The following is a 23,839-nucleotide window of genomic DNA, read 5'->3' as shown; positions in this document are numbered from 1 at the left end:
AAATAAGCTAAAATTCAACCAGAGTAAGCATTTCCCGCTCAGAGACTTCCCATGTTTGATAACCTGCAAACCCAAATTTACCAACTAGAACAATTTGCCAATAGCCTTGTTTCTAACCAACTGACACACCTTAGCGTGGTGAGTATTGGCATCATCTTTGCAGCTGGCTTGCTCACTAGTCTCACACCCTGTATGCTTTCCATGCTGCCAATTACCATTGGTTACATCGGTGGTTATGAAGCCAAAAGCCGCCTCCAAGCTGCTGCCCAATCAACTTGGTTTGCTTTAGGTTTAGCAACTACATTAGCAGGATTAGGAATTTTAGCAGGTTTAGTTGGAAAAGTCTATGGTCAAGTGGGAATTGGTTTGCCGATTATCGTCAGCATTATCGCCATTCTCATGGGGTTGAACTTATTAGAAGCACTACCTCTACAATTTCCATCCTTGGGTGAAACAAATTGGATTTCGCCAGATTTACCAGCAGGATTGCGTTCTTATTTGCTGGGACTAACTTTCGGTTTAGTGGCATCTCCTTGTAGCACGCCTGTTTTAGCCAGCTTACTAGGTTGGATTGCCAATACACAAGACTTAATTTTAGGCGCTGTTTTGCTACTTTCTTATACAGCTGGTTATGTAGCACCATTGATTTTGGCGGGTACTTTTACAGCTTCAATTAAAAAATTACTAGAATTGCGCCGCTGGTCTGGTTGGATTAACCCAGTTAGTGGGGCGCTATTGGTAGGATTCGGTGTATTTTCCTTAATTTCTCGGATTCCCCTTGGCAGTTTTTAAGATCAATCAATATTTACCTCTGTTAGATTTTACACCTAATGACTTTAGAAGATTCAGCATCAAAAGAATTAAAATGGTGGGCGATACCTGGCAAGTTCTTACGTCAAGAGCTTTTGCCCATACTGACTAACTTACGACTAGCGATCGCACTACTGCTATTAATTGCAATTTTTAGCTCCACCGGTACTGTAATTGAACAAGGTCAGTCACCCGCATTTTACCAAGCTAACTACCCAGAACATCCAGCTTTATTTGGTTTCCTAACTTGGAAGGTAATTCAAGTAGTTGGGTTAGACCATGTATATCGTACCTGGTGGTTTCTGGCATTACTCATCTTATTTGGTACTAGCTTAACTGCTTGTTCATTTACGCGACAGTTACCAGCCTTAAAAGCCGCCCAGCGCTGGAAATATTACGAAGAACCACGGCAATTTCAAAAATTAGCTTTAAGTGCAGAACTAAATACTGGTTCCCTAGATTCTTTGAACCAGATATTACAAAAACACCGCTATAAAATTTTTCAAGATCAAGAAAAAGAAAATCTCCTTTATGCCCGCAAAGGAATAGTCGGACGCATCGGCCCAATTATCGTTCATATTGGCATCGTCGCTATTCTGTTAGGGGGAATTTGGGGAGCGATGACTGGGTTTCTAGCTCAGGAAATGGTTGCCAGTGGCGATACATTTAAAGTGACAAATATTGTCGATGCTGGGCCATTAGCTGCCCAAATCCCGAAAGATTGGTCTGTGCGCGTCAATCGTTTTTGGATTGACTACACACCATCTGGCGGCATCGATCAATTTTATTCTGATATGTCTGTCTTGAATAATCAAGGACAGGAAGTTGACCACAAAAAGATTTTTGTCAACGAGCCTCTGCGCTATCATGGCATAACTTTCTATCAAACTGATTGGGGAATTGCAGGTGTTCGCGTCCAATTTAATAACAGCCCCATTTTTCAGCTACCGATGGCGCAATTGAATACCAACGGTAACGGGCGCATTTGGGGAACGTGGGTTCCTACGAAACCTGATTTGAGTGAGGGTGTTTCTCTGTTAGCTAAAGATTTGCAAGGGATGGTATTAATTTATGATGCCACTGGCAAACTTGTTGATACTGTCCGCGCTGGGATGTTCACTGAAGTCAATGGTGTGAAGCTAAAAATTCTGGATGTGATTGGTAGCACTGGCTTACAAATTAAAGCCGATCCAGGTATACCAATTGTTTACTCAGGGTTTGGGTTGCTAATGTTGGGCGTGGTGATGAGTTACTTTTCCCACTCGCAAATATGGGCATTGCAAAAAGGCGATCGCTTGTATGTGGGTGGCAAAACTAATCGCGCCCAAGTTGCTTTTGAACAAGAGGTTTTAGAGATTTTAGATCGGCTGAGTTTACAGCCAAAAGGTGAGGAGAAAGAGGCGGTGATTGAAGTTTAAACGCAAAGGGGCGCAAAGGAAATCGCAGAGGTACGCAGAGAATCACTTTGCGTACCTTTGCGTTAACCTCTGTCTACCTAATCCCTGCCAGAAGGCTAAACGCCTATGGGTATGGAAATTAATTACGTCATTTCCACGGCTAAAAATTGGGAAATTACCAGAGGTATTAATTAAACATTGGAACAAAAGATTTCTATGTCTGCTCAACTTCAATTTAAGGGACGGGTTTTTTTTCTACCCCTAATCGCTGTTTTGTTAAATATCGCTTCTTGCACTGCGAATAATCGAAACATCAACCGTGTTTCTCTTGTGGGTGCCGGGGCAAGTTTTCCCGCACCTTTGTATGAACGCTGGCTTTCAGATTACAACCAGCAAAATCCCAATGTAGAAATTAACTATCAAGCTATAGGTAGCAGTGCTGGAGTTCAGCAGCTCATCGAAGGTACTGTGGACTTTGCAGCTAGTGATGTGGGAATTACAAATGAACAAGCAGCCAAGATAAAACGGGGAGTAATCGCTTTGCCCCTAACTGCGGGTTCTATTGTGCTGGCTTATAACCTCAAACCATCTGCACAGCAGTCGCCTCAAGTCAATGTGCAAACGGATCTAAGGCTACCACGTCAAGTTTACGTCGATATCTTTCTCGGAAAAATTACGAATTGGAATCATCCTAAAATCGCCGCAGCTAATCCAGGGGTTATTTTGCCTGATTTACCGATTCAGGTTGTACACCGAACTGATGGTAGTGGAACTACAAGCGTGTTAACCCAACACCTAAGCGCTATAAGTCCAGAATGGAAAAGCAAGGTTGGTACTGGTAAAGCTGTAGCATGGCAAGTAGGAATTGGGGGAAAGGGTAACGAAGGTGTTACCGCTTTGATTCAACAGATACCAGGTGCTATTGGTTATGTAGAATACGTTTATGCCAAACAAAATAAACTTTCTGTGGCTGCTTTAGAAAATAAATCTGGTAATTATATTACGGCAACACCAAAATCTGTTGCACGAACTTTAGAAGCAGTCAAATTACCCACCGATAACTTGATTGCTTTTATCACCGATCCTACTGATGCCCAGTCTTATCCCATCGTCACTTATAGCTGGCTTTTAACTTATCACCAATATCCAAACCCAGTCAAAGGCCAAGTGCTGAAAAACTTTGTTGATTGGGCTGTAATTGATGGACAAAAATCAAGCTTGGAACTCGGTTATATTCCTTTGTCTAAAAAAGTTGTGGTTCAAGTGCAATCTGCCATCAATAAAATTGCTGATTAAAGCTAATTAATGCCATCTGCGCTCATCAGTGATGATATTACTTTTGGTGACGCACTTCAACCACTGTATGTACATTACCGCGAGGCGTAAAATCTGCTTTCACCGTAACTTCCAACGGATCACAAGCAGCCACAAAATCATCCAAAATTTGATTGGCAGATTCTTCGTGGGAAATATAGCGATCGCGGTAACTGTTAATGTAAAGCTTAAGCGCCTTCAATTCCACTACCCGCTCATCAGGAATATATGTAACGTAAATTGTCGCAAAGTCAGGATAACCGGAAAACGGACATTTACAAGTAAATTCCGGTAACGTAATATTAATGTCATATCGCCTCCCCACACGCGGATTCGGAAAGGTAATTAGTTTGCCTTCCGCAATGTCGCGTTCGCCATACTTCATTTCTTGGCTTGCCTGAGATACACTTTCAGGTAATTTATCAGTTGTCATTTCTTATTTGCCAGTTCTCATTGGTTATTTTACTTGTCTTTATGTCCTTTTAGTAATTTTGTAGCTTGTTAACTCCCAACTTTTGTACAGACGCGATTAATCGCATCTCTACTCTTCCTTCTCCCAGTCTGGACAATTGTCATCCTCACAACCGTGGGGATGCATGGCACAAACTAACAAATTACCGCTATAAACTTGACCGTGGTAGTGAGTACAACCGATACAGGCAGGATTTTTTTCGGCTGTAGGTTCAACTGAATAAGGAAAACCCGAATCTACATCTGCCACAATGTCTTCCAGTTCCCAATAAACTTCTAACATTGGTTCAGCAAAATCCTGTAAATACTGATCTACTTCAGTAACAATGTTATTGTGTACTTCCTCGGTGATTTCTTCCGTTAGCTCAAAAAAGGCATCTACCACTTCACTCATTCCCAGGAAGAAACGCTCTACTTCATCAGCCACTGTTTCGACAATTTCTGCTAAATCTTTTTGCCACTGTTCCATAAACTTGACACCTTTGCAGGCTATAAACAGGACGCTTTATGTTATCTGGCTTGAAGCACTAAATTACACACTAGACAATGTATCTTATCAAGTTTCTACCCTAAGTGTCATGTCAAAATGCCACTTATTAATAATATTTCGATCAAAGAATACTTTTTATTGATCGCGTTGCAACCGTTTTAACTCGTCTTGCAGGTTCAGCACTTCTTGGCGTAATTTATCTACATTCTCATCATTTGATGTCTCTTTCACCGTTGGTTCTTCATCTTCCTCTAAAATTTCAATGCGGCGAGGTTCAGAAGGGGGCGTTTTTTCAGAGGCTTCACCAGATGGTTGGGACTGCTGGGCTTGCTTCATCATTTCTTCAACGAAGCGGCGGGCTTCTTCTGTGTTCATTTCGCCCTTTGCGACCATTTCATCTGCCAGTTTTTGGACTTGCGATCGCACTTCGGCTAATTTTCCCCCTGCTTTCTCACCTGCGTAAGAAGCTAATCCAACACCGAGGTAAAAAGCTTTTTGAACAATATCTCCAAAACCAGCCATTGTCCCTGATCGCTCCTACAAATAGGGCGACCCGGAGACTACGCCTACCACAAGCCTCCCGTGTTGCTGCTACCTTCCGGTTCTGACAAGATTTGGGTGTTGCGATCGCATAGATCCAGGTCTTCTAAAAGCATAACATTAAAATTCAGTAAGTGTGTATTATTCCATAACAATTCGCCATTCATAAAGCTGATAGTTGACGCAGCCGTTTTGCACCAAGGGGTCATCAGCCACAATCGCTTCTGCTTCTTCCTTTGAGGTTGCCTCAAATAGCAACATCCCGCCTCTTTGCTGCGCCCAATAGCCTGTTCGTGCTTTGTGTCCTTTAGCAATCAAGTTCTGAATGTAGGCTTTGTGGGCAGGTACATATTGGTCAAAGGTAGATTTATCGACTTTTCCTTCTTCAATCTTTACAAACCACGGCATAAGCTTTTTAACTCCAGTTACAACAGACATCCTGCTTTAGTTATGACTGTTTTTGAGTAGCATTTGAGTAGCAATTTAGTCAAAAATCTGGGCAATCTGCCTCGACTACGTTTGGGTGGCAGTAGACACCCATTCTAAATCAACGAAACGCTTACACTGTATTCATTTTGACTTTTGACTTCCGCCTTGCGGTACTAGCCCCTGTGTCGCTAAGTTTGCACTACGCCCGTATAAGTAGTCAGACAGAATTAATTAAACAATGTCATTGCGAACGGAATGTTCGCAATGACTGTAAATATTATTGTCCGATTATTTAGCGGTAGGTCTTTCCACTCTGTTTGTTGCTATATCCTGCTTTACCTGCAAACGTACACCTCCAGGTGGGGCAAATACTATACCCCGCCGCACTGGTTTAAGTGGCACTTTATCGAGTAATTCTAACGAATATTGTGAGAGGATAGTTGCCAGCACGAGCTTCATTTCAAACAGTGCGAACGCCATACCTAAACAGCGACGATTACCGCCACCAAAGGGTAAAAATTCATAAGGAGAAAACTGACGTTTCAGAAAACGTTCTGGCTGAAAACGCTGGGGTTCCGGGTAAATATCTGGACGATGATGAGTTAAATAAATGCAAGGTGATATCATCATTCCTTTTGGTAAATCGTAACCCCTAAATTTCATGGGAGCTTTGAGAATGCGGGGAAAAGAGAAGAAAGCCACTGGAGTAATTCGCAATGTTTCTGAACAGACAGCATTTAAATAAGGTAATTGCGTAATTGTTGCTGGATCTGCATGAGCTATATCAAGAGAATTTAATTCCAGTAGTAGTTTTTCGCGGACTTCTGGAACGTAGTGAATCCAATATAATGCCCAAGCTAAAGAAATAGCTGTGGTTTCATGCCCAGCAAATAGCATAGTCATAAGCTCGTCGCGTAACTCGACATCGCTCATGGGTTGACCTTGTTCATCACGCGCAGACATTAACAAGCTGAGAATATCTTCACCATATTCAGTTTGATGACGACGTTCACGGATTTCTTGATAAATCAGTTCATCAAGCTGCTGTCTGCGTCTGATAAACTTGCCCCAAGGACTCCACGTACCTAAATCTCTTTGCAACGACTTGAAAAACAAAAAAATTACACTTAAAGGTGTATTAAAGGTATCCAACATCTCAGTTAAGACTTGCTTGATTTGTTGGTAACGTTCTCCTGACTTTAATCCGAAAACAGCCCGTAAAATTACCTGTAGAGAAATATCCTGCATACTCGCACGGGCGATAAACGGTTTGTCAGTACTCCACTGGCTAGTGACCTGAAGTGTAATTTCCCGGATTAACTCACCATAAGCTCGCATCCTTTCGCCATGAAACGTAGGCATTAATAGTTTACGCTGTTGCAAATGGCGATCGCCATCTAGCAAAATAACCGAATTAGCCCCTACTAAGGGCTGAATTATTTGATTTCCTGAACCGGAGTCAAACAACTGGGAATCCGCTGTGAAAAGTGCTTGAATTGCTTCAGGATTACTAATAAGTATTTGTGTAGGAAAGCTAGCAAACCTACAGGTGAATATATCACCATAGCGTTGTTGTGTTTCCTCCAGCATATCGATTGGTTGTAAAATAACCTTTATGGTTTGCCACCAGTTATTTCTGCGGTTGCCATCTGGTAGTTTATTAACATTTTGGTCAGATAGATTTTCTTTTAAGCTAATCATTAGTTATTATCCGTGAGTTTATTGGGTTCGTTGCCGTTCCTGTATGCTTCCAGAGTGCGATGATTTTTCCCAAATTTGATAATTGCATCAATGAATAACGGCTTTCGGTCTGGAATGACAGACGGGAATATAAATATCCACTTTCATTAACTTGTTCACACCACACACAGCCAAAGGAGAATCAACACTAAACATTCCTCCAGTAATTGTGCAAGCGTCCATTGCAATTAGATACTTGAGTTCAGGCATTTGCTAGTTGACTCTAACCAAAGGCGTATATTTTATCTTAATTGTACCTGGGGTAATTAATAACTGGGGGTTCACACGTTTTTTTAAAGTTAGAGAAATGGGAAAATAACGTATTAATAATGGTTTGGGATAAATTGAATTTTTGAATGTAGCAGAGGTTGGATGGTTTGGGCGATTCACTGCCGCATTAAGGAAGGGGGCAATCACATTCTCCGTCATCTGTAACATCTGCGATACACAAGGAGCAAAAATAACCGGAGTTACTCTCACTAACATTGATTTTCAAGGAGCGATCGCGCCCGATGGTAGGGTTCATGATAGAAGATAGGCGATCGCTCAACAAAGGAGACTAATCCAATACTGACGCCCTTATGATGCGGGAAGCCCAAAAATAGCATCTATTTCTATTACTTATTTTACAGTATAAATACTGATCCAGGAAGCAAGTTACTAGATTTAAAGTGGTTATTTAAAAGCTAGTAGTCGGTTTTGTGATGAGAAAATTCAACAAACAATTATTTTTAGGCTTTACAACTGCTTTTTTTGTACTTGGATCTTCTAGTTTATTAGCTATAGGAACTTCTCGACAAAACCTGTCAAACTCAAAAGAGGATAAATTGTTGGTACAAACCAACAAAGACAATGTTAATAACTATCTTTATAAAAACAAACCGAAAAGTTATAATTTCCTCAAAAAAAAGCTAGACGAAGCTATTAAGGATACAAATTTTCCCAACAATGATAGTAAAGTCGTAAAAAATCTTATAACATTGGGAACAATCAATAAAATTAATAATATTAATGTGAATGAAAATAATAATGATAGAAAAGTTTTAATGGTGTCTTGGATAGATGGAACAAAGCCATATAATAAGGATTTGATGACAAATAAAACTTATCAGGTAAAGCGCACTACTTGGTTAACAATACCTGCTCAAGTAAAAGAGTTTTGTAATACTTGTAAAGGCATAGGGATGAAAATTCCTGGCGAAATGATGCTTTCGCTAAGATTGGAGCAATATTTAGGCTTGCTTTTAAAGCGAGAAGATCAGAAGACCCATTTTGTAGAAATATTAGTCAACGCCAAAGATATAGAAAGACCATGTACAAACTCAGATATTACTACTTCTAGTTGTACAAATTTTGATCCTAAGAGCCTTGACAAAGAAAGTTTTTTGTTTAAGGAATTTCATAAAACTCATGATTTCCAGCAAAAAGACGGATTGTATCCATTTACAGGGTTAGGTTACACGTATGATTGGGGTAATCCTAAAACATCTGTAGGGGCTACTGAATTTATTATTAAGCCAGGTACAATTGTAGAAGTTTCCTCTGTAAAATCTACAGAAAAATATTGTGAAAAGAACTCTCTTCTAACAAAGCTTTCACAAAAATAAAGAGAGTTGATCATCGGCTCAGGTTCGATAAATAGCAAGTGTTCTGCTAACTATTTTAACAGCGAATGATAGGCGAAGGTACACAGAGGCGCACTATAAATATGATTGTGAATAGGGAGCGATCGCAACGGGAACTTTAGCAAAGCGATCGCGATCGTGGCATTGGTCAAAATCAATGATCGGCCCCTTCGGCACAATTTGATTTGGATTAATATCAGTCATACTCATGTAATAGCTGCGCTTAGTATAGTCTAGATTGCAAGTCGCTTTGAACTCGGGACATTGATATAGGTCTAGTAGATAATTCCAGAGATTTGGATAGTCAATAATTCGCCGCAAATTGCATTTAAAGTGACCGTAGTACACTGAATCGAAGCGATACAGAGTTACAAACATACAAATATCGGCTTCAGTGAGTTGAACGCCACATAAATAGCGCTGCTTGCTCAGAACGGTTTCCCAATGATCTAAACTCTCAAAGAGTTCAGTTACCGCATTTTCATAGGCTACTTGCTCCCTGGCAAAACCAGAGCGATATACACCAGCATTGATTGGCAGATAAATTGCATCAATCGTTCGATCAATTTCCTGTTGTAGGTAGCGTGGGTATAAGTCTATTTTCTGTGTTGCCAATTCCTCAAACTCTACGTCAAACATCCGCATGATTTCACGAGATTCGTTATTAATGATTGTTTGAGTTTGCTTATCCCACAATACTGGAACAGTGACTCGTCCTGTGTATTTTGGATCGGCTTTCAGATAAATATCTTGCAAATATTGAGTGTGATTCACCCAGTCAGGAATAGCTGCGGGTGCTTCAGTAAACATCCATCCCAAGTCGGTCATAATTGGATCGACTATAGAGACTGAAATTGCATCATTCAAACCTTTGAGTTCTCGCATAATTAAGGTGCGATGCGCCCACGGACACGATAAGGAAACGTAGAGGTGATAGCGTCCTGCTTTTGCCTTAAACCCGCTAGAACCATCGGCGGTTACACGATGGTGAAATGTTGTCGGTGTCTCATTGAAATTACTGCCCTTATCTAATTTATTTCTATCGGTTATCCATTTGCCTTCGATCATCATTCCTGATGCCATAATTCCTTCTTAACACTAAGGCGTGTCTGTAAACTACAAAATCTATGATTCTGAACATTTGAGGATTACTTCAGCATTACGTCTCTCCTTTTCTGAAAGATGTTAATTTCTTAAAAATTCTTTATAAAATTGTCTTTGCAGACAGACCTGTGGCTGTCTAAGGGACTTCCAGTTAAAAAAATATTCCGTCGTAGGGGCGCAAGGCCTTGCGCCCCTACAAATCTAGAAATAATTTGGGATAATTTATTTTTTGCAAGTCCCTAATCAGTATTTAAAGGCTTAAGAAGAACTCACTCCAGAAATTCCAAAATCACGCCCCACCGTTCATCACACGTTAGTGTACTGAGTAACTATTTAATTGCACTAATTGCGTACTCCACCCATTCAATTGCTAACTGAGGGTAATATTTAAGGCGTTTCAACCAATAAATACTGACTACTGCATCTCCGTACATACTCCCATCTTCATTAATCGGGGGTGTGAACTAACTGATAAGCTTAGTAACGATAATGACTAAATATCGAAAAGCAGTAGATGATACTAGACTTTAGCCGACGTAAATTTATTTTGTATGGTTCAGCTACTTTTGCCACTAGCCTATTGCTGAAAGCTTGCAGTAGTAATCAAAGCACAGCACCAACAGTTAGTAGTAGTGGGGAAAGTTTTAAAATAGCGATCGCACTCCCTGGAGTTATCACTGATAAAGCTTGGAATCAGTCTGGTTACGAAGGCATAAACCTAGCTAAACAAAAGCTGGGTGCAGAAGTTGCCTATCTCGAACAAGTCGCCCAAGCAGATCAAACAGAAGCATTAACAGACTTTGCCCGCAAGGGTTATAATGTTGTATTCGCCCACGGTGGACAATTTGATGCAGCCATAGAGCAAATCGCTGCACAATTTCCCAATACATTTTTTGTGGGTGTAAATGGTAATAACAAGGGAGAAAATATCGCCTCTTTGCGAATACATCACTTGCAAGGTAGTTATTTATGTGGCATTATTGGCGCTGCCATGACTAAATCTGATAAGTTAGCTTATATTGCTGGACAAGAATTTCCCGCTACGCAAGAAGAACTACGGGGATTTGAATTAGGAGCGAAATCAGTAAAACCTAATATTCAAATTGTTTCAACATTTACAGGTAATTGGAATGATGTTGCTAAGGCAAAAGAAGCTACACTTGCCTTAATTTCTTCAGGTGCTGATGTAATTTATCAATGGTTAGATAGTGCTTCACCCGCAGTTTTACAAGCTGCTAGTGATAAAGGAGTTTACGCTTTTGATAATACAAAAGACCAGTTGGGTGTTGCGCCGAAAGCAGTGTTAACAAGTGCAGTCAAAAGGTTGGATATAGCAATAGCTTATATAGCAGAACTTGCAAAACAAAAACAACTCAAAGGACAAATATATTCTATAGGTTTAGAAAGAACAGATATATTAAACTTAGGTAAATTTGGCTCGTTAGTGCCAGAAACAGTTAAACAAAATGCTTTAAAAGTGAAACAGGAGATTGTCGATAAAAAAATTATCTTTGAAAATTGTCAGGAAGCGCTTAAAGATACACGTTGTGTCAAAAAAGCATGAACCTAAATGTATTTACGTTTAGAAAAAATTAGTAAAAGCTTTAACTCATTTATTGCTAATGAGAATATTAGCTTTAGTGTTGATGCTGGGAAAATTCATGCAATTTTAGGTAAAAATGGCGCGGGTAAGACTACTTTAATGAATATTATTAGTGGTCTATATAAACCTGATAGTGGTAAAATTTATTTAAAAGATAAACCAGTACAGATTACTTCCCCAAATGAGGCAATAAAATTAGGTATAGGCATGGTATATCAACATTTTATGCTTGTGCCTCAGTTAACTGTAACTGAAAATATCATTCTGGGGATAGAAAATAGTTGGCGTTTAAATCTGCGGCAAAAACAACAAGAAATTGCGGCTTTATCCCAAGCTTATGGGCTAGAAATTGACCCCACAGCCAAAGTAGAAAATTTACCCGTAGGGATACAACAGCGAGTAGAAATTCTCAAAGTATTATATCGCCAAGCCAAACTATTAATTCTCGATGAACCAACAGCAGTTTTGACACCAACGGAAGTTGAATCATTAATTAATATTTTACGACAATTGGCGGCAGCTGGTAACACTATTATTTTTATTAGTCACAAGTTAGAAGAAGTTATTAACCTCTGCGATACGGTAACAGTGTTGCGACGAGGTAAGGTAGTAGCGACAACGACAACTAAAGATGCGACTCCTCAGCAATTAGCAGAATTGATGGTAGGGCAGGAAGTAGGCTTACAAATAAATAAATCTGCGTCTGTAATAGGAGAAGTGATATTTTCAGTCCAAAATTTGCAAGTTGCTGACGATAGGGGTATTCCTGCTGTCCGCAATGTTTCATTTCAATTACGGGCTGGGGAAATTTTAGGAATTGCTGGTGTAGATGGCAATGGACAGCGAGAATTAGCTGATGCAATCGCAGGTGTAAGAAGCATCATCAACGGTAAAATTGATTTTAGTAGCTCCCGTACTCGGCAGAGAATCGGGTACATCCCTGAAGATCGGCAAAAAATGGGTTTGGTGTTGCAATTTAGCATTGCCCAAAACTTGATTTTGAATGCTTTTAAAAGCTTGCCCTTCTGCCGCAATTTTTTATTACAACCACTAGCAATAAAAAATCATGCTCAAGTTGCAATGCAAGAGTTTGATATTCGGGCAACTGGGGAAGATATCAAGGTAAGCCAACTCTCAGGGGGAAATCAACAAAAGGTAGTTTTGGCGAGGGAACTAGCGGGAGAACCAAATTTAATTGTGGCGATGCAACCCACGCGGGGATTAGATGTAGGGGCGACAAGTGCAATTCATTCTCGTTTATTGGCAGAACGCGATCGCGGTGCCGCAATCTTGTATATTTCTACTGAGTTAGAAGAAGTGATGGCCATGAGCGATCGCATTGCCGTAATCTACAGAGGTGAGTTTGTCGCTATTTTGGATGCACAGAGGGCGACAATAGAAGAGATTGGTTTGTTGATGTCTGGGGGGACACACAGAGGATAAAATGCGAAGTCTTTACATTATCTGTTGTTTGCCCTAATGCCTACTTAAACGTCGAAGTTGATCTCGAAAATAGCAGAAACTTGGTGATTGATTATTGTCAATGTCCATAAGGGGAGAGATCCTTTCTGCCCAAGTTGCCTTTTCCTTACCAATTCCCTGCCAACCAAGTTTAGACAATTTTTGAACACCTCAATCGATATGCACCAGGAGAACAAAACTTCCACGGTACTATCTTAGCAAAAGCCGACTTACGGGGTGGCAATCATTGCATTATGATCACAAATAAACGCTTTCAATTCCTGCTACCAATCCTATCACCGTTAATTGCCATCATCTCTGCCCTCATCGTCGGTGCCATCCTCATCCTACTTGCGGGGGCAAATCCGATTACCGCCTACACCATCTTATTTCAAGAATCTCTCTCTAGTTACTTTGGGTTTGGCAATACCCTTACCAAAATGACACCCTTATTATTCACCAGTTTAGGGGTATTAGTAGCATTGCGGGCTGGTCAATTTAATATCGGTGGCGAAGGACAAATTTACCTTGGTGCGTTGGGTAGTGCTTTAATCGGTTTATATGTGCAAGGATTACCTGCAATCATCCACATTCCGTTAGCACTTATCGCTGGGTTTGGGTTTGGTGCAGTTTGGGGTTGGATACCCGGTTATCTCAAAGCAATACGGGGAATCAATGAAGTTATCACTACCCTATTACTGAATTACATAGCAGTGAATTTAGTTAGCTACTTGGTGCAAAATCCCCTAAAAGCACCAGCCGCGCCTAGTCCTTATTCGCCATTAATTGCTAAATCTGCACAATTGCCGATTATTTTACCCCAGAGTCTTGCCCATGCTGGCATAATACTTGCATTAATCGCCGCCGGAGTATTGTGGGTGTTATTGGTGCGATCACCTCTAGGATACCAAATTGCCGCCGTTGGTTTTAACCCCACAGCAGCCCATTATGCAAGGATTTCAGTAAAAAATACCATCATGCTAGTCATGTCCCTAGCAGGTGGTTTAGCCGGGTTAGCGGGTGCATCTGAGGTGATGGGGTTGAAGTACCGCTTATTTGAACAGGTTTCCCCTGGTTATGGATTTGATGCCATTGCGATCGCCTTTTTAAGTCGCGATAGTATTAGCGGTGTAGTGTTGACTTCTCTATTTTTTGCCGCTTTGCGTAGTGGTGCCAATATCATGCAACGTAGTGCTGGTGTACCCGTGACTGTAGTTTATGCAATTCAAGGATTAACTGTCTTATTCATTGCCATCAGCCTCGCCGTAGAAAGACGAATAAAAACCCAAAATAACGCTAAGGTTTAACGCGAAACCTCCTCTGCGAAACTCTGCGCTTCCCTTAGCCTTCCTCTGCGTTAAAAAATAACCATGAATAACCTTAACTTCCTCTCTGATTACTTAATTGCTAGCTTAAACTTAGCCGTACCCCTAGCATTTGCTGCCCTTGGCGGAATGTATTCAGAACGTTCAGGAGTATTAAACATTGCCCTAGAAGGAATGTTATTAACTGGAGCTTTTACCAGTGCAGCCGCTACCTTTTATACAGGCAATCCTTGGCTTGGTGTTATCTGTGCGTTGATTGCTGGGGGATTAGTCGGTTTACTTCACGCTTTTTTATGTGTAACTTTATATGTTAATCAGTTAGTATCAGGGTTAGCGATTAATCTAGTAGCTGCGGGGTTAACATCGTTTTTAGCGCGGTTAGTATTTAATGGCAGCAGTACTCAAAGATTACCAGGAATTGAGCCTATAGTCATTCCTGCTCTTGCGAATATACCTATATTTGGAGAGATGTTGTTCCAGCAAGATGTTTTTGTATATTTGCTGATAATTTTAGTTGTTACAAGTATCTATTTCTTATTTCATACTAGCTTTGGGCTGACTTTGCGGGCGGTGGGAGAATATTCCCAAGCTGCTGCGACGGCTGGTGTTTCAGTATCAAAGGTGCGATATGGGGCTGTAGTACTTAGTGGCTGTCTTGCCAGTTTAGGAGGCGCTTATCTCACCTTAGTACAAATCAGATTTTTTACAGAAGGGATGAGTGCAGGTAAAGGATTTATTGCGATCGCAGCTTTAATTTTTGGTAGGTGGCATCCTTTAGGTACTACTCTGGCTTGTTTTTTATTTGGCGCTACGGAAGCCTTACAGTTACGAATTCAAGCTTTTGGCGCAAATATTCCTTATCAGTTTCTAGCCATGCTACCGTATGCGATCGCTTTATTTGCACTAGTGGGATTAGCTGGGAAATCTACACCCCCCCAAGGGTTAGGTGTTCCTTACTCGCCAGAAAATCGCCAAGACAATTAAAATAATTTGTAATTCGTAAAAGGTAAAGGTTCAGCGCTCAACCAAGCATAAGCAATGGCTTCTTGTCCTGATTCAACAAGTAAATAACAAGCTGGATATTCTCTTAAACAGGACTTATCTCATTTTTATCTAAAGGTGCATATATTATGCGGTTTCATATTAAATTGGGATTACCGTTTCAGTCTTCCTACACAATAATAGCTAACAGAAACCAAATAGCAATCGCTTGCTTCTAAATTAACTTAAGTTTCAAGTTTCAATTTGATGCTTTAGAACTTTTATTCGATGATCTATTAGAGCCTATAGTTAAGATTTCTCTCAACATTAATTTTTTGTTGTCAATCGATAAACAAATATCTGTTCCTTTAATAACTTTATTCAAAAAAATTGTAAGCTTTTCACCATGATTTTTTCTTTTTTGGTCGAAGTCTGGAATATTATCTCTTAATATTTTGTGAATTTGAGATATATGAATACCACCTTGTTGAAGCTGGCTTAATTTCTCGACATCCTTCTTCAAATCCTGCAAAGCTTTCTTAGTTACTACTAAAATATCATCATTTAATTGACTCTCGCTAGCCACTTGATTAATTGGAATATCCTCTATTTTTGCTTGGGGAGTAGGTATAGGTATAAAGCAATCGCAAACAGACTTGAGAATACGATTAATTTGTCCCTCATAAGCACATCCAATTAGAGTTTTTCCATATTCATGGAGCTTTTTAGCTAAAGCGGCGAATGCACCATCACCTGAAATAATAACAAAAACTTGCAATGTAGGACGGCTCTGAGCTAATTCCATAACATCAATTGCCAATTGCATATCTGCTGCATTCCGTTTGTGACTATAATCAAAAATTTGAATTGCTTCAATACCAAGCTCTTGAATTTTATTCTTGAGTAGTCTCAATCGAGAATCACTCCAGTCAGCATAAGCACATTGGATAGCAATTTTATTAACTAGGGTAGTTTTTTCTAAATTTGTTTGAATTTGCTTCAAAGAAAAATTTAAGTTCGGGTTGCTTCTACCCCTTGTTAAATTTTCGATATCATAAAAAATAGCTGTATTGAATTGCTCACTGTTAAATGAAATGTTTGCCGTATTAGTAAACTTCTCTAAACGAATCTGACGCTGTTTTAAATCTTGAAACTCAGCTATTAAAGATATTGTTTCATCCATTGAATCAGAACTAGATACTTCTTGTTTTAACTGCGTAATTCCTGTTCTTAAATCGTTAAATTGTAGCTTTGCTTCATGTAATTCCTGCTGTAGTTGCTCAGTTACTATATTGATTTGATTTTGAGTTTGCACAGTTTTCTCACGCAGTTTGCCAAGAGTCTTAGAGAGGATATTTTGCCGTTGCTGATAAGCTTTTACTAAAGCTTGCTGGGCAATATTCCATTCTTTAGGAAAATCTTCACGGATACACACTTGTAAAACTGCTTCATAACCTGCGATTGCAATTTCCAAATTACTCACAGGGTTTCCTTGTTCATAGTCTTGAATAATGGTACTCAGTTTGACAATGACTCCAACTATATTAGTAGCATTGGCAGGTTCTTTAGCAAAGCGATCACTTACCCATTTTCGCAACATTAAAGCTAAATTCTCATTGAGTTTACTTAAGTTCTGTTGCAAAATTGGATATATTTCTTGATTTTGATAAGTTGCTCTTAATAAATCAATCAGGAAGGTTTGCTCCTGGTTAGCAGTTTCATTTGGCATAGCTAAATCCCTGACAATACATATTTTATATTAGTATTCCCAAGTTTTCATGCTATCTAACAATCATAGCGGCGTAATCCAATAATTAATGCCTCGAATAGCTTGCTTCTTAAAACCAAACAGAGGTAAATTCTCTTCAGATAAACCTACATAAGTCCAATGTGGCATATCGTTTTCTACAGTTTGAAACCAACCATTTTGATTAAGAGCTTTTCTTTGTTCTTTACTGCCAACGCGTAAATCAATTGCTAATCCCCAGAGATGTTGTGAAGTTCCTAGAGGTGCAACTAAACCAAGAATTTTTGTTTCTTTACCCTGTTGAACTTTTGCCAAAACTTGATTATTAGCATATTTGTGCCAAAATCTTAAATTCGTATTGAAAGTGCGAGTACAATCACCAGAACCATAACCAGATTTTAGCGGAATCCGTTGCTGGATTCGTGCTTTATTTAAAGCATCAGCAGCCGATTTTTGTAAGTAACAGTCGTTAGTGCCATGAACATGACCCATTGTTAAACCAGCTTGAAAATCTTGAGTTTCTTGTTCATTAGCAAAGATATTTTTTGGCGGTAGTTTAATTCCAATATCTGGATTTACGAATACTGCGCCATACATCCGCAGCAAAATATATTCATAAGTACCAGGCTGGGGAATTGTGGGTAACTTTCTGGCGATCGCAGATAAAAAGCGCTGTTGAGCATTTAATTTTACATCAGGAATAAATGGTTCTAATGTTGTATTTTTAGAGGCATCTGTACAAGGTAATGAATCAGTAATCAAGCATTCGTTTAATGGTTGGGCAGTTATAGCAACTTTGTGGTTAGTAATCTCATTGCTAGCTACTAAAACAAAAATCATCAAGATAACTATAATGATGAAACTTGCTTTTTTGAGAAATCTAGTAATATTTTTCTTGAGGCTGAGTTTCATTTTTAAATATTTTTTAGTTGATTAAAGAATAAAACAAATAAGATTTTGACAAATATCTGTTATTTATGATTTAAAAAACAGATAATCAATCGAAGTAAAATTATAATTTTACATTTAATTTATTTTTGTTAAGAATGAATTGATTTCTGCTGATGTCCAACTACGTGAATAATATCTGTAATAGATAACCCGAAAGATCGTCACAATTTGTAAAAATATTATATTTTTAATTAAGGTTAAAAGGATAAATTTGCCTTTGATTGAGTACTAGTAAATTTGATAACTTTTTTATTAGAAAGATGCATCCATGAAATCACTGGAACAGTTAAAATTGAAAAGAACTCTAAGCTTGCCGATCCTGTAAGTATGACCATGCACAATTCCGTTGAATTCCAAGACGCTTTTGATGTCATAGTCGTCGGTGCAGGTCACTCCGGTTGCGAAGCAGCTCTCGCCTCTGCACGCCTCGGTTGTCGTACCCTGCTATTGACGCTCAACTTGGATAAAATCGCTTGGCAACCTTGTAACCCAGCAGTGGGTGGCCCAGCCAAATCTCAGTTGACCCATGAGGTAGATGCACTCGGCGGAGAAATTGGTAAAGTCGCAGACCGCACCTACCTGCAAAAACGTATCCTCAACTCTTCACGGGGGCCTGCTGTTTGGGCATTACGCGCTCAGACAGACAAGCGCGAATATGCAGCGGTGATGAAAAATATTGTTGAGAACCAAGAAAACTTGACAATCCGCGAAAGTATGACAACAGACTTGGTGTTGGGTGCTAACGGTGAAGTCATCGGCGTTGAAACTTATTTTGGTGTCGGTTTTAAATGTAAAGCAGTCATCTTGACAACTGGCACCTTCCTGGGAGGCAAAATCTGGGTTGGTAACAAATCAATGCCAGCCGGACGTGCTGGGGAATTTGCGGCTGAGGGATTGACACAAACCCTAAATCGTCTGGGATTTGAAACCGGCAGACTTAAAACTGGAACTCCAGCACGAGTAGATAAGCGATCGGTGGATTATAGTAAAATGCTAATCCAGCCAGGGGATGAAGATGTGCGCTGGTTCAGCTTTGACCCGGATGTGTGGGTAGAACGGGAACAGATGCCTTGCTACATTACCCGCACAACTGCCGAAACCCATCGCCTAATTCAGGAAAATTTGCACCTGTCGCCAGTTTATGGCGGTTGGGTGGAAGCTAAAGGGCCGCGCTATTGTCCCAGTATTGAAGATAAGATTGTGCGTTTCGCCGATAAGGAAAGCCATCAAATCTTTATTGAACCGGAAGGAAGGGATATACCCGAACTTTATATTCAAGGTTTTTCTACAGGGTTGCCAGAAAATTTGCAGTTGCAAATGTTGCGGACTCTCCCCGGTTTGGAAAAATGTGTGATGCTGCGTCCGGCTTATGCTGTGGAATATGACTATTTACCTGCAACTCAGTGTTACCCCACACTGATGACTAAAAAGATTGCCGGACTATTTTGTGCTGGGCAAATTAACGGCACCACAGGTTATGAAGAAGCTGCTGCTCAAGGGCTGGTGGCGGGAATTAACGCAGCTCGATTTGTTCGTTCTCAAGAAATGATTGTCTTTGCCCGCGAGCAAAGTTACATTGGCACCTTAGTTGATGACTTGTGTACAAAAGACTTGCGGGAACCTTACCGGATGCTCACCAGTAGGTCAGAGTACCGATTGATATTGCGTTCTGACAATGCCGACCAGCGTTTGACACCTTTGGGACGGGAAATTGGTTTAATTGACGATCGCCGATGGGATATGTTTATCAAAAAACAGGGTAACATTACCACAGAAAAACAAAGATTGCAAGCCACACGAGTTAAAGAACATGATGAAATGGGAATAGCGATCGCATCTAATACCCAACAAGCAATTAAAGGTTCAATTACCCTCAACGACTTGCTGCGGCGGCCAGGATTCCATTACGTTGACCTCGATAGGTTTGGATTGGGAAACCCCGACCTCAACCGTGCTGAGAAAGAAGGCGCAGAAATTGAGATTAAGTATTCTGGCTATCTCGCTAGACAACAAAATCAAATTGACCAAATTGCCCGCCAAGCGCACCGCCAGTTACCTGCGGATTTAGATTACACAATAATTGATACTCTTTCCAAAGAAGCACGGGAAAAATTGACCCACGTAAAACCACTTACTCTTGGTCAAGCTGCACGTATCGGTGGCGTAAACCCAGCAGATATTAATGCTTTATTATTATATCTAGAAGTGCGTAGAACCAATAGCCAGCAAGAGTTTCCAGCGTTAGCTTAACACCAAGTTCATAAAGACTGAGTATAGTAGTAAGAAGGGAGATTGGTATGATAGATGACATAAATATTAGTACTGCCATCATCAACAATCTCCAGATGAAAGTTGAGTTTAATACAACGCTCAATCAACTCGTCTTAATAGGACGGGGATTGGATGTTTGATTATTCAGGAGGCAGGAGTAACCTACACGCAACTGTGTGGAATTGAAGCAAGAAGCTTTGTATCTCGCGGCACTTGACGCTCAATACAATTCTTCTTTTTAAACTGGGTAATGACCCAAAACTAAAATTTTTATTCATACTTCTTTACTCCTGCCTCCTGCCTTCTGCCTCCTGCCTTCTCTGAATAATCGGCAGTAGGGGCGGCGTTTCCCCGTCCTAGCAACAACCCAGAACGTCTATGTTACAAGAAGCCAGCACCCGTCTCATAGTACCGGAACCATCAGAAGACTTAATCGCCAACGAGCCTTGGTCGATAGAAAACTATGCTGATGGCCTCATGGATGAACTCTTTGCCGATATCGACTACATTCTGGATGTTAGTGGTAATCTGCCTTCTCAAACTGTTAGACACAGTAGTCAGAAAAAACCAAGCCAATCTGTTGCTGGGGTTTCCGCCCAAGCTCAACACCAATCGCCTCCAGAATATGTGCCTCCGCAAACGGTTACGATACCACAGATTATCTTACCGAACACATTGAACCAGCCACTACAGTCGGTTGCTCAAGATAACCATAAACAATTAAGTACCGTTGTATTTGACAGTGCCGCTGTTAAACCAGTTAGTAAAAAGCGTCAGAAAAGTAGTCCTGCTTTGGGCAAACTGCTGATTGTCGGAACAACTTTAGGCGTGGCGATCGCTGGTATGATCTACCTGGTACAGTCTGGAGTCGTCTATCTTTTAAATAGCAAATTGCCTGAGTCAGCGCTTCTAGTACCGCAACCGCAACCGCAGTCACAGTTGCCTGTAAAAACAGAAATTGAGGCAGAGTTAGTTGACTATATGCTCCAAGCGCTGGCTGTTATAGACAAGCAAGGAGCAACGCCCAATCAAAAATCTTTCAGTCCTAGATTTTCCAGTCAGGCAAATACTAACCAAATAGCCGTTAGTAACCAACAAACAACTGCTAATCTACCAGCACTTCCACTTTTAGCTAGCAACAATACACCACCAGTCCCTAACCGTTCTGGAAAAGTTGTTGAGCGCATTTATGTTCCCGTTTATCAAGCGCCGTCGCCAATGCGCTATGCCCTCCCAGCTATTCCTGGGACTCCTACACTTTTACCACAAGTTGCCAGTGTATTAAAGGGATCTCAACCTAATGTTGTGAAAAATGCCCTGAATACAGTGCAACAAACTGGCAAACCTGTAACCGTCAATATGTTAGCTGCGGCTGTACGAGCTGAACTCCAACCTGTGGTAGCAAAAACTGCACCTATTACCGTGCGGCAAACACCCAAGCCTCTGCCTGCATTACCAGTAGTTCCATTACGTGCAGCACTCGCCCCAGAGTCAGAACCAACTATTACTCAAGAACAAGTATATCCGCCAACTGCGATCGCACAGGCTCCCAGTAATACCTTAGAGGGATTGCTAGAATTGGGCGATAAATCTGCCGCTTTGTTTAAAATCGATGGTGTGACTCGCCGCATTAATATGGGTGAAAGCATTGGCTCAAGCGGTTGGACACTAGTAGATGTCAGTAATGGCGAAGCTGTTATCCGCCGTAACGGTGAAGTGCGATCGATTTACGCAGGGCAGAAATTGTAAAAGTTATTCTTGTCAGCAACAGCTATATAAATTCTCAGGCGTTAAACTCACCAACAATTAACTCCTTACTGGTGGGTTAATTTCAAAATGAATGTGATTATCGTGACCACTTAGAGAAACACAAAGTCTCTCTTTAATTAGCTGTTGATCGTTGAAAAAGACTGCCCGTACCAGCTTTTGCTTACCAATAGACTTAAGAATAGCTCGTGCAGCATCTTGATCGTATTCAGAACTTGACCAAACGATGCCACCGAAATTCCCATTTTTTTTAGGTAAGTAAACATCGCACATCATGCCAGTTTCATGCCCTTTATGGTCGGGAGTATCGCCTCCATGAGGAAGGCTAACATCGTTAATTGCAAATCGAGCAGCTGTGGGGTGAGTTTTACGATAACTGTTTTGATAGTCTTGGGCAATTTTTTTGATAACATCAGCCAACCAGTGTGTTCCAAAATCATGGTTATCTTGCGTGTCTTCCAGTTCACCATTAACGAAACCATTATCAGGGTCGCTTTTTGGCATCAACTCCCACCGTGGTGCGTTAGCTGCTTGCAACCATCGATGAGTTATTCCACCAACATCAACTCGACCATCACCATTAACAGTACTGCGACCAGCAATAATTGATTGAAATAATTTGATCGCGTCAAATAATCCTCTGTCTCTGTCTGCACTGTTAGGATCGCCTACCCATCTGTAGCCTAGCTCATACAATCGTGCCTTTATAGCCTTAACATCATCAGCTTTATTGACTCCGCCAATTCCTACACTACCACTGAGTTTAATTACCTTCGCTCCTGGTAAATTGGATGCTGTCGGTTGTTGAGTATTCTCGTCGTCTTTGTTATCGAAAGGAACAATAACTTTAATTTTGATATCTAGAGTTTGATCATCAATGGCAATTCTCATGCGGCGATCGCCTTCTTGTTTAAAGACGAAATCAAATTGCCATTTGCCATCCTCACTAATTCGTACACTTACAGCCGGAAGTTGATCGTCGATCATAATCGACAAAAGTTTGCCACTGTCGATTAAACGTGCTACGCCTTCAATCCGAAAATTTTGTCCTAATTCAACTTCTTTTGGAACACGAATTAACTGAAGTTGTTCCACTGAGGCAGGAATGGCAACTCCACCTGCATTAGCCAGTAACTTCTGCGCCTCTGGAAGTAAGTTTACAACTTTACTTATATATTTAGGATCAGATGAATAACCTTTACCCTGAAGAAAGCCAAGAAAGTTTTCTGGCGTATTGGTATGATCTTCTAAGCCTTTATAAGGAGAGCGAGTTAGAAACTTCCAATAACCAATAATAAAGGCATCAATATCTTGGAACTTACAGAATTCAACTTCTACTAACTCAGAAGGAACTTTGATTTTTAACGGTTCGGCAAACCCTTTCATATCAGGGTTTCGCCATTTTAATCCGGCAAAATTGTTAGCATTGATAGCCAGTTCACTTTTACCTCTAGCAGACTCTAGCAACCATTGAGCGAGGGTAACTTCTTTAAGAGTTTGCCGATTTATTGCGGTAACTTTTGCACTTTCAACACCAACTTGTGTAAATATTGTTGCTAAATCTTTATTAAAATAATTTTTGACTAAATCATCTAGTAATGACATAGTTTTTTCCTCTTAAAAAGTATTTGTAGATTCCTAACTTATTAGAGAAGTTAGGGGTTTGGTCTAGATGTTATAGCACTTCTGGGTTGAGTGCAATACAGTTTTAATCCCCAGCCCTTTAAAAGCTAGCCTTGGGGAGTAATATTCAAAGCCTCTCTCCTTTTAAAAGACAGGTTTGGAGAGAGGCCAAAGTGTATTATGTCCATAG

The 23,839-nt window shown here is 40.4% G+C and carries 21 protein-coding genes, 1 other RNA gene and 1 pseudogene; 11 read left to right on the top strand and 12 right to left on the bottom strand.

Features of this window, described 5'->3' with window-relative positions:
* Positions 1–51: 51 nt before the first annotated feature.
* From H6G97_RS21880 to pstS, 3 genes are all read left to right on the top strand, one after another.
* Complete coding sequence (locus H6G97_RS21880; RefSeq protein WP_190942781.1) at positions 52–792, top strand: cytochrome c biogenesis protein CcdA; 741 nt, start codon at positions 52–54, stop codon at positions 790–792.
* Positions 793–830: 38 nt separating this feature from the next.
* The gene (locus H6G97_RS21875) at positions 831–2,228 is read left to right on the top strand and encodes a cytochrome c biogenesis protein (RefSeq protein WP_190942780.1); all 1,398 of its coding nucleotides are present in this window, start codon (positions 831–833) and stop codon (positions 2,226–2,228) included.
* A 195-nt stretch (positions 2,229–2,423) separates the two neighbouring features.
* Complete coding sequence (gene pstS / locus H6G97_RS21870) at positions 2,424–3,503, top strand: phosphate ABC transporter substrate-binding protein PstS (protein WP_190942779.1); 1,080 nt, start codon at positions 2,424–2,426, stop codon at positions 3,501–3,503.
* Between the two features lie 37 nt (positions 3,504–3,540).
* Here the strand turns inward: pstS and queF are convergent, their stop codons facing one another.
* The 7 genes and pseudogenes from queF to H6G97_RS52780 all read right to left on the bottom strand — a co-directional run.
* On the bottom strand, positions 3,541–3,954 hold the full coding sequence (gene queF, locus H6G97_RS21865; protein WP_190942778.1) for a preQ(1) synthase: 414 nt from the start codon (positions 3,952–3,954) through the stop codon (positions 3,541–3,543).
* A 108-nt stretch (positions 3,955–4,062) separates the two neighbouring features.
* Complete coding sequence (locus tag H6G97_RS21860) at positions 4,063–4,461, bottom strand: hypothetical protein (protein WP_190942777.1); 399 nt, start codon at positions 4,459–4,461, stop codon at positions 4,063–4,065.
* Positions 4,462–4,617: 156 nt separating this feature from the next.
* Positions 4,618–5,004 (bottom strand): phasin family protein, encoded by a 387-nt coding sequence (locus H6G97_RS21855; RefSeq protein WP_190942776.1) that lies wholly within the window; start codon positions 5,002–5,004, stop codon positions 4,618–4,620.
* Between the two features lie 25 nt (positions 5,005–5,029).
* Positions 5,030–5,126: signal recognition particle sRNA small type (gene ffs, locus H6G97_RS21850), an RNA gene on the bottom strand.
* 37 nt (positions 5,127–5,163) lie between these two features.
* On the bottom strand, positions 5,164–5,430 hold the full coding sequence (locus tag H6G97_RS21845; RefSeq protein ID WP_190942775.1) for a YciI family protein: 267 nt from the start codon (positions 5,428–5,430) through the stop codon (positions 5,164–5,166).
* A 309-nt stretch (positions 5,431–5,739) separates the two neighbouring features.
* Positions 5,740–7,152: a cytochrome P450 gene (locus H6G97_RS21840; RefSeq protein ID WP_190942774.1), complete on the bottom strand. Its 1,413-nt coding sequence runs from the start codon at positions 7,150–7,152 to the stop codon at positions 5,740–5,742.
* Between the two features lie 93 nt (positions 7,153–7,245).
* Positions 7,246–7,464: pseudogene (locus H6G97_RS52780) on the bottom strand (NADH-quinone oxidoreductase subunit B family protein); the annotation flags it as partial.
* Between the two features lie 79 nt (positions 7,465–7,543).
* Here H6G97_RS52780 and H6G97_RS52775 point away from each other — a divergent pair.
* Positions 7,544–7,729, top strand: coding sequence for a hypothetical protein (locus H6G97_RS52775; protein WP_242055077.1), 186 nt, complete (start codon positions 7,544–7,546; stop codon positions 7,727–7,729).
* Here the strand turns inward: H6G97_RS52775 and H6G97_RS56030 are convergent.
* Positions 7,671–7,799 carry a hypothetical protein gene (locus tag H6G97_RS56030; protein WP_422394205.1) on the bottom strand — a complete coding sequence of 43 codons (129 nt, stop codon included), beginning with the start codon at positions 7,797–7,799 and terminating at the stop codon, positions 7,671–7,673. The genes H6G97_RS52775 and H6G97_RS56030 overlap by 59 nt on opposite strands.
* A 93-nt stretch (positions 7,800–7,892) precedes the next feature.
* Between H6G97_RS56030 and H6G97_RS21830 the strand changes: the two genes are divergently transcribed.
* On the top strand, positions 7,893–8,798 hold the full coding sequence (locus H6G97_RS21830; RefSeq protein WP_190942773.1) for a hypothetical protein: 906 nt from the start codon (positions 7,893–7,895) through the stop codon (positions 8,796–8,798).
* 93 nt (positions 8,799–8,891) lie between these two features.
* On the opposite strand, the gene H6G97_RS21825 is transcribed toward H6G97_RS21830, so the two are convergent.
* Positions 8,892–9,899 carry a glutathione S-transferase family protein gene (locus tag H6G97_RS21825; RefSeq protein ID WP_190942772.1) on the bottom strand — a complete coding sequence of 336 codons (1,008 nt, stop codon included), beginning with the start codon at positions 9,897–9,899 and terminating at the stop codon, positions 8,892–8,894.
* Between the two features lie 535 nt (positions 9,900–10,434).
* Between H6G97_RS21825 and H6G97_RS21820 the strand changes: the two genes are divergently transcribed.
* The 4 genes from H6G97_RS21820 to H6G97_RS21805 all read left to right on the top strand — a co-directional run bounded on the left by H6G97_RS21820 (position 10,435) and on the right by H6G97_RS21805 (position 15,293).
* A complete protein-coding gene (locus tag H6G97_RS21820) occupies positions 10,435–11,484 on the top strand; it encodes a BMP family protein (RefSeq protein WP_190942771.1) in 1,050 nt (349 codons plus the stop codon).
* A 6-nt stretch (positions 11,485–11,490) separates the two neighbouring features.
* The gene (locus tag H6G97_RS21815) at positions 11,491–12,966 is read left to right on the top strand and encodes an ABC transporter ATP-binding protein (protein WP_190942770.1); all 1,476 of its coding nucleotides are present in this window, start codon (positions 11,491–11,493) and stop codon (positions 12,964–12,966) included.
* Between the two features lie 272 nt (positions 12,967–13,238).
* Positions 13,239–14,291 (top strand): ABC transporter permease, encoded by a 1,053-nt coding sequence (locus H6G97_RS21810; RefSeq protein WP_190942769.1) that lies wholly within the window; start codon positions 13,239–13,241, stop codon positions 14,289–14,291.
* Between the two features lie 63 nt (positions 14,292–14,354).
* Positions 14,355–15,293 carry an ABC transporter permease gene (locus H6G97_RS21805; RefSeq protein ID WP_190942768.1) on the top strand — a complete coding sequence of 313 codons (939 nt, stop codon included), beginning with the start codon at positions 14,355–14,357 and terminating at the stop codon, positions 15,291–15,293.
* Positions 15,294–15,549: 256 nt separating this feature from the next.
* On the opposite strand, the gene H6G97_RS21800 is transcribed toward H6G97_RS21805, so the two are convergent.
* Both H6G97_RS21800 and H6G97_RS21795 read right to left on the bottom strand, forming a co-directional pair.
* A complete protein-coding gene (locus H6G97_RS21800) occupies positions 15,550–17,019 on the bottom strand; it encodes an NYN domain-containing protein (protein ID WP_190942767.1) in 1,470 nt (489 codons plus the stop codon).
* 63 nt (positions 17,020–17,082) lie between these two features.
* Positions 17,083–17,949, bottom strand: coding sequence for a M15 family metallopeptidase domain-containing protein (locus H6G97_RS21795; protein WP_190942766.1), 867 nt, complete (start codon positions 17,947–17,949; stop codon positions 17,083–17,085).
* A gap of 366 nt (positions 17,950–18,315) precedes the next feature.
* Between H6G97_RS21795 and mnmG the strand changes: the two genes are divergently transcribed.
* Together mnmG and H6G97_RS21785 are read left to right on the top strand one after the other, a co-directional pair.
* Positions 18,316–20,238, top strand: coding sequence for a tRNA uridine-5-carboxymethylaminomethyl(34) synthesis enzyme MnmG (mnmG, locus tag H6G97_RS21790; protein WP_190942765.1), 1,923 nt, complete (start codon positions 18,316–18,318; stop codon positions 20,236–20,238).
* Positions 20,239–20,637: 399 nt separating this feature from the next.
* Positions 20,638–22,008 (top strand): hypothetical protein, encoded by a 1,371-nt coding sequence (locus H6G97_RS21785; RefSeq protein WP_190942764.1) that lies wholly within the window; start codon positions 20,638–20,640, stop codon positions 22,006–22,008.
* A 57-nt stretch (positions 22,009–22,065) separates the two neighbouring features.
* On the opposite strand, the gene H6G97_RS21780 is transcribed toward H6G97_RS21785, so the two are convergent.
* Positions 22,066–23,631: a glucosaminidase domain-containing protein gene (locus H6G97_RS21780; protein WP_190942763.1), complete on the bottom strand. Its 1,566-nt coding sequence runs from the start codon at positions 23,629–23,631 to the stop codon at positions 22,066–22,068.
* Positions 23,632–23,839 lie beyond the last annotated feature (208 nt).

It is taken from the genome of Nostoc flagelliforme FACHB-838 (assembly GCF_014698065.1).
Taxonomy (GTDB): Bacteria; Cyanobacteriota; Cyanobacteriia; order Cyanobacteriales; family Nostocaceae; genus Nostoc; species Nostoc flagelliforme_B.
This window is presented reverse-complemented; position numbering and strand designations above follow the sequence as displayed.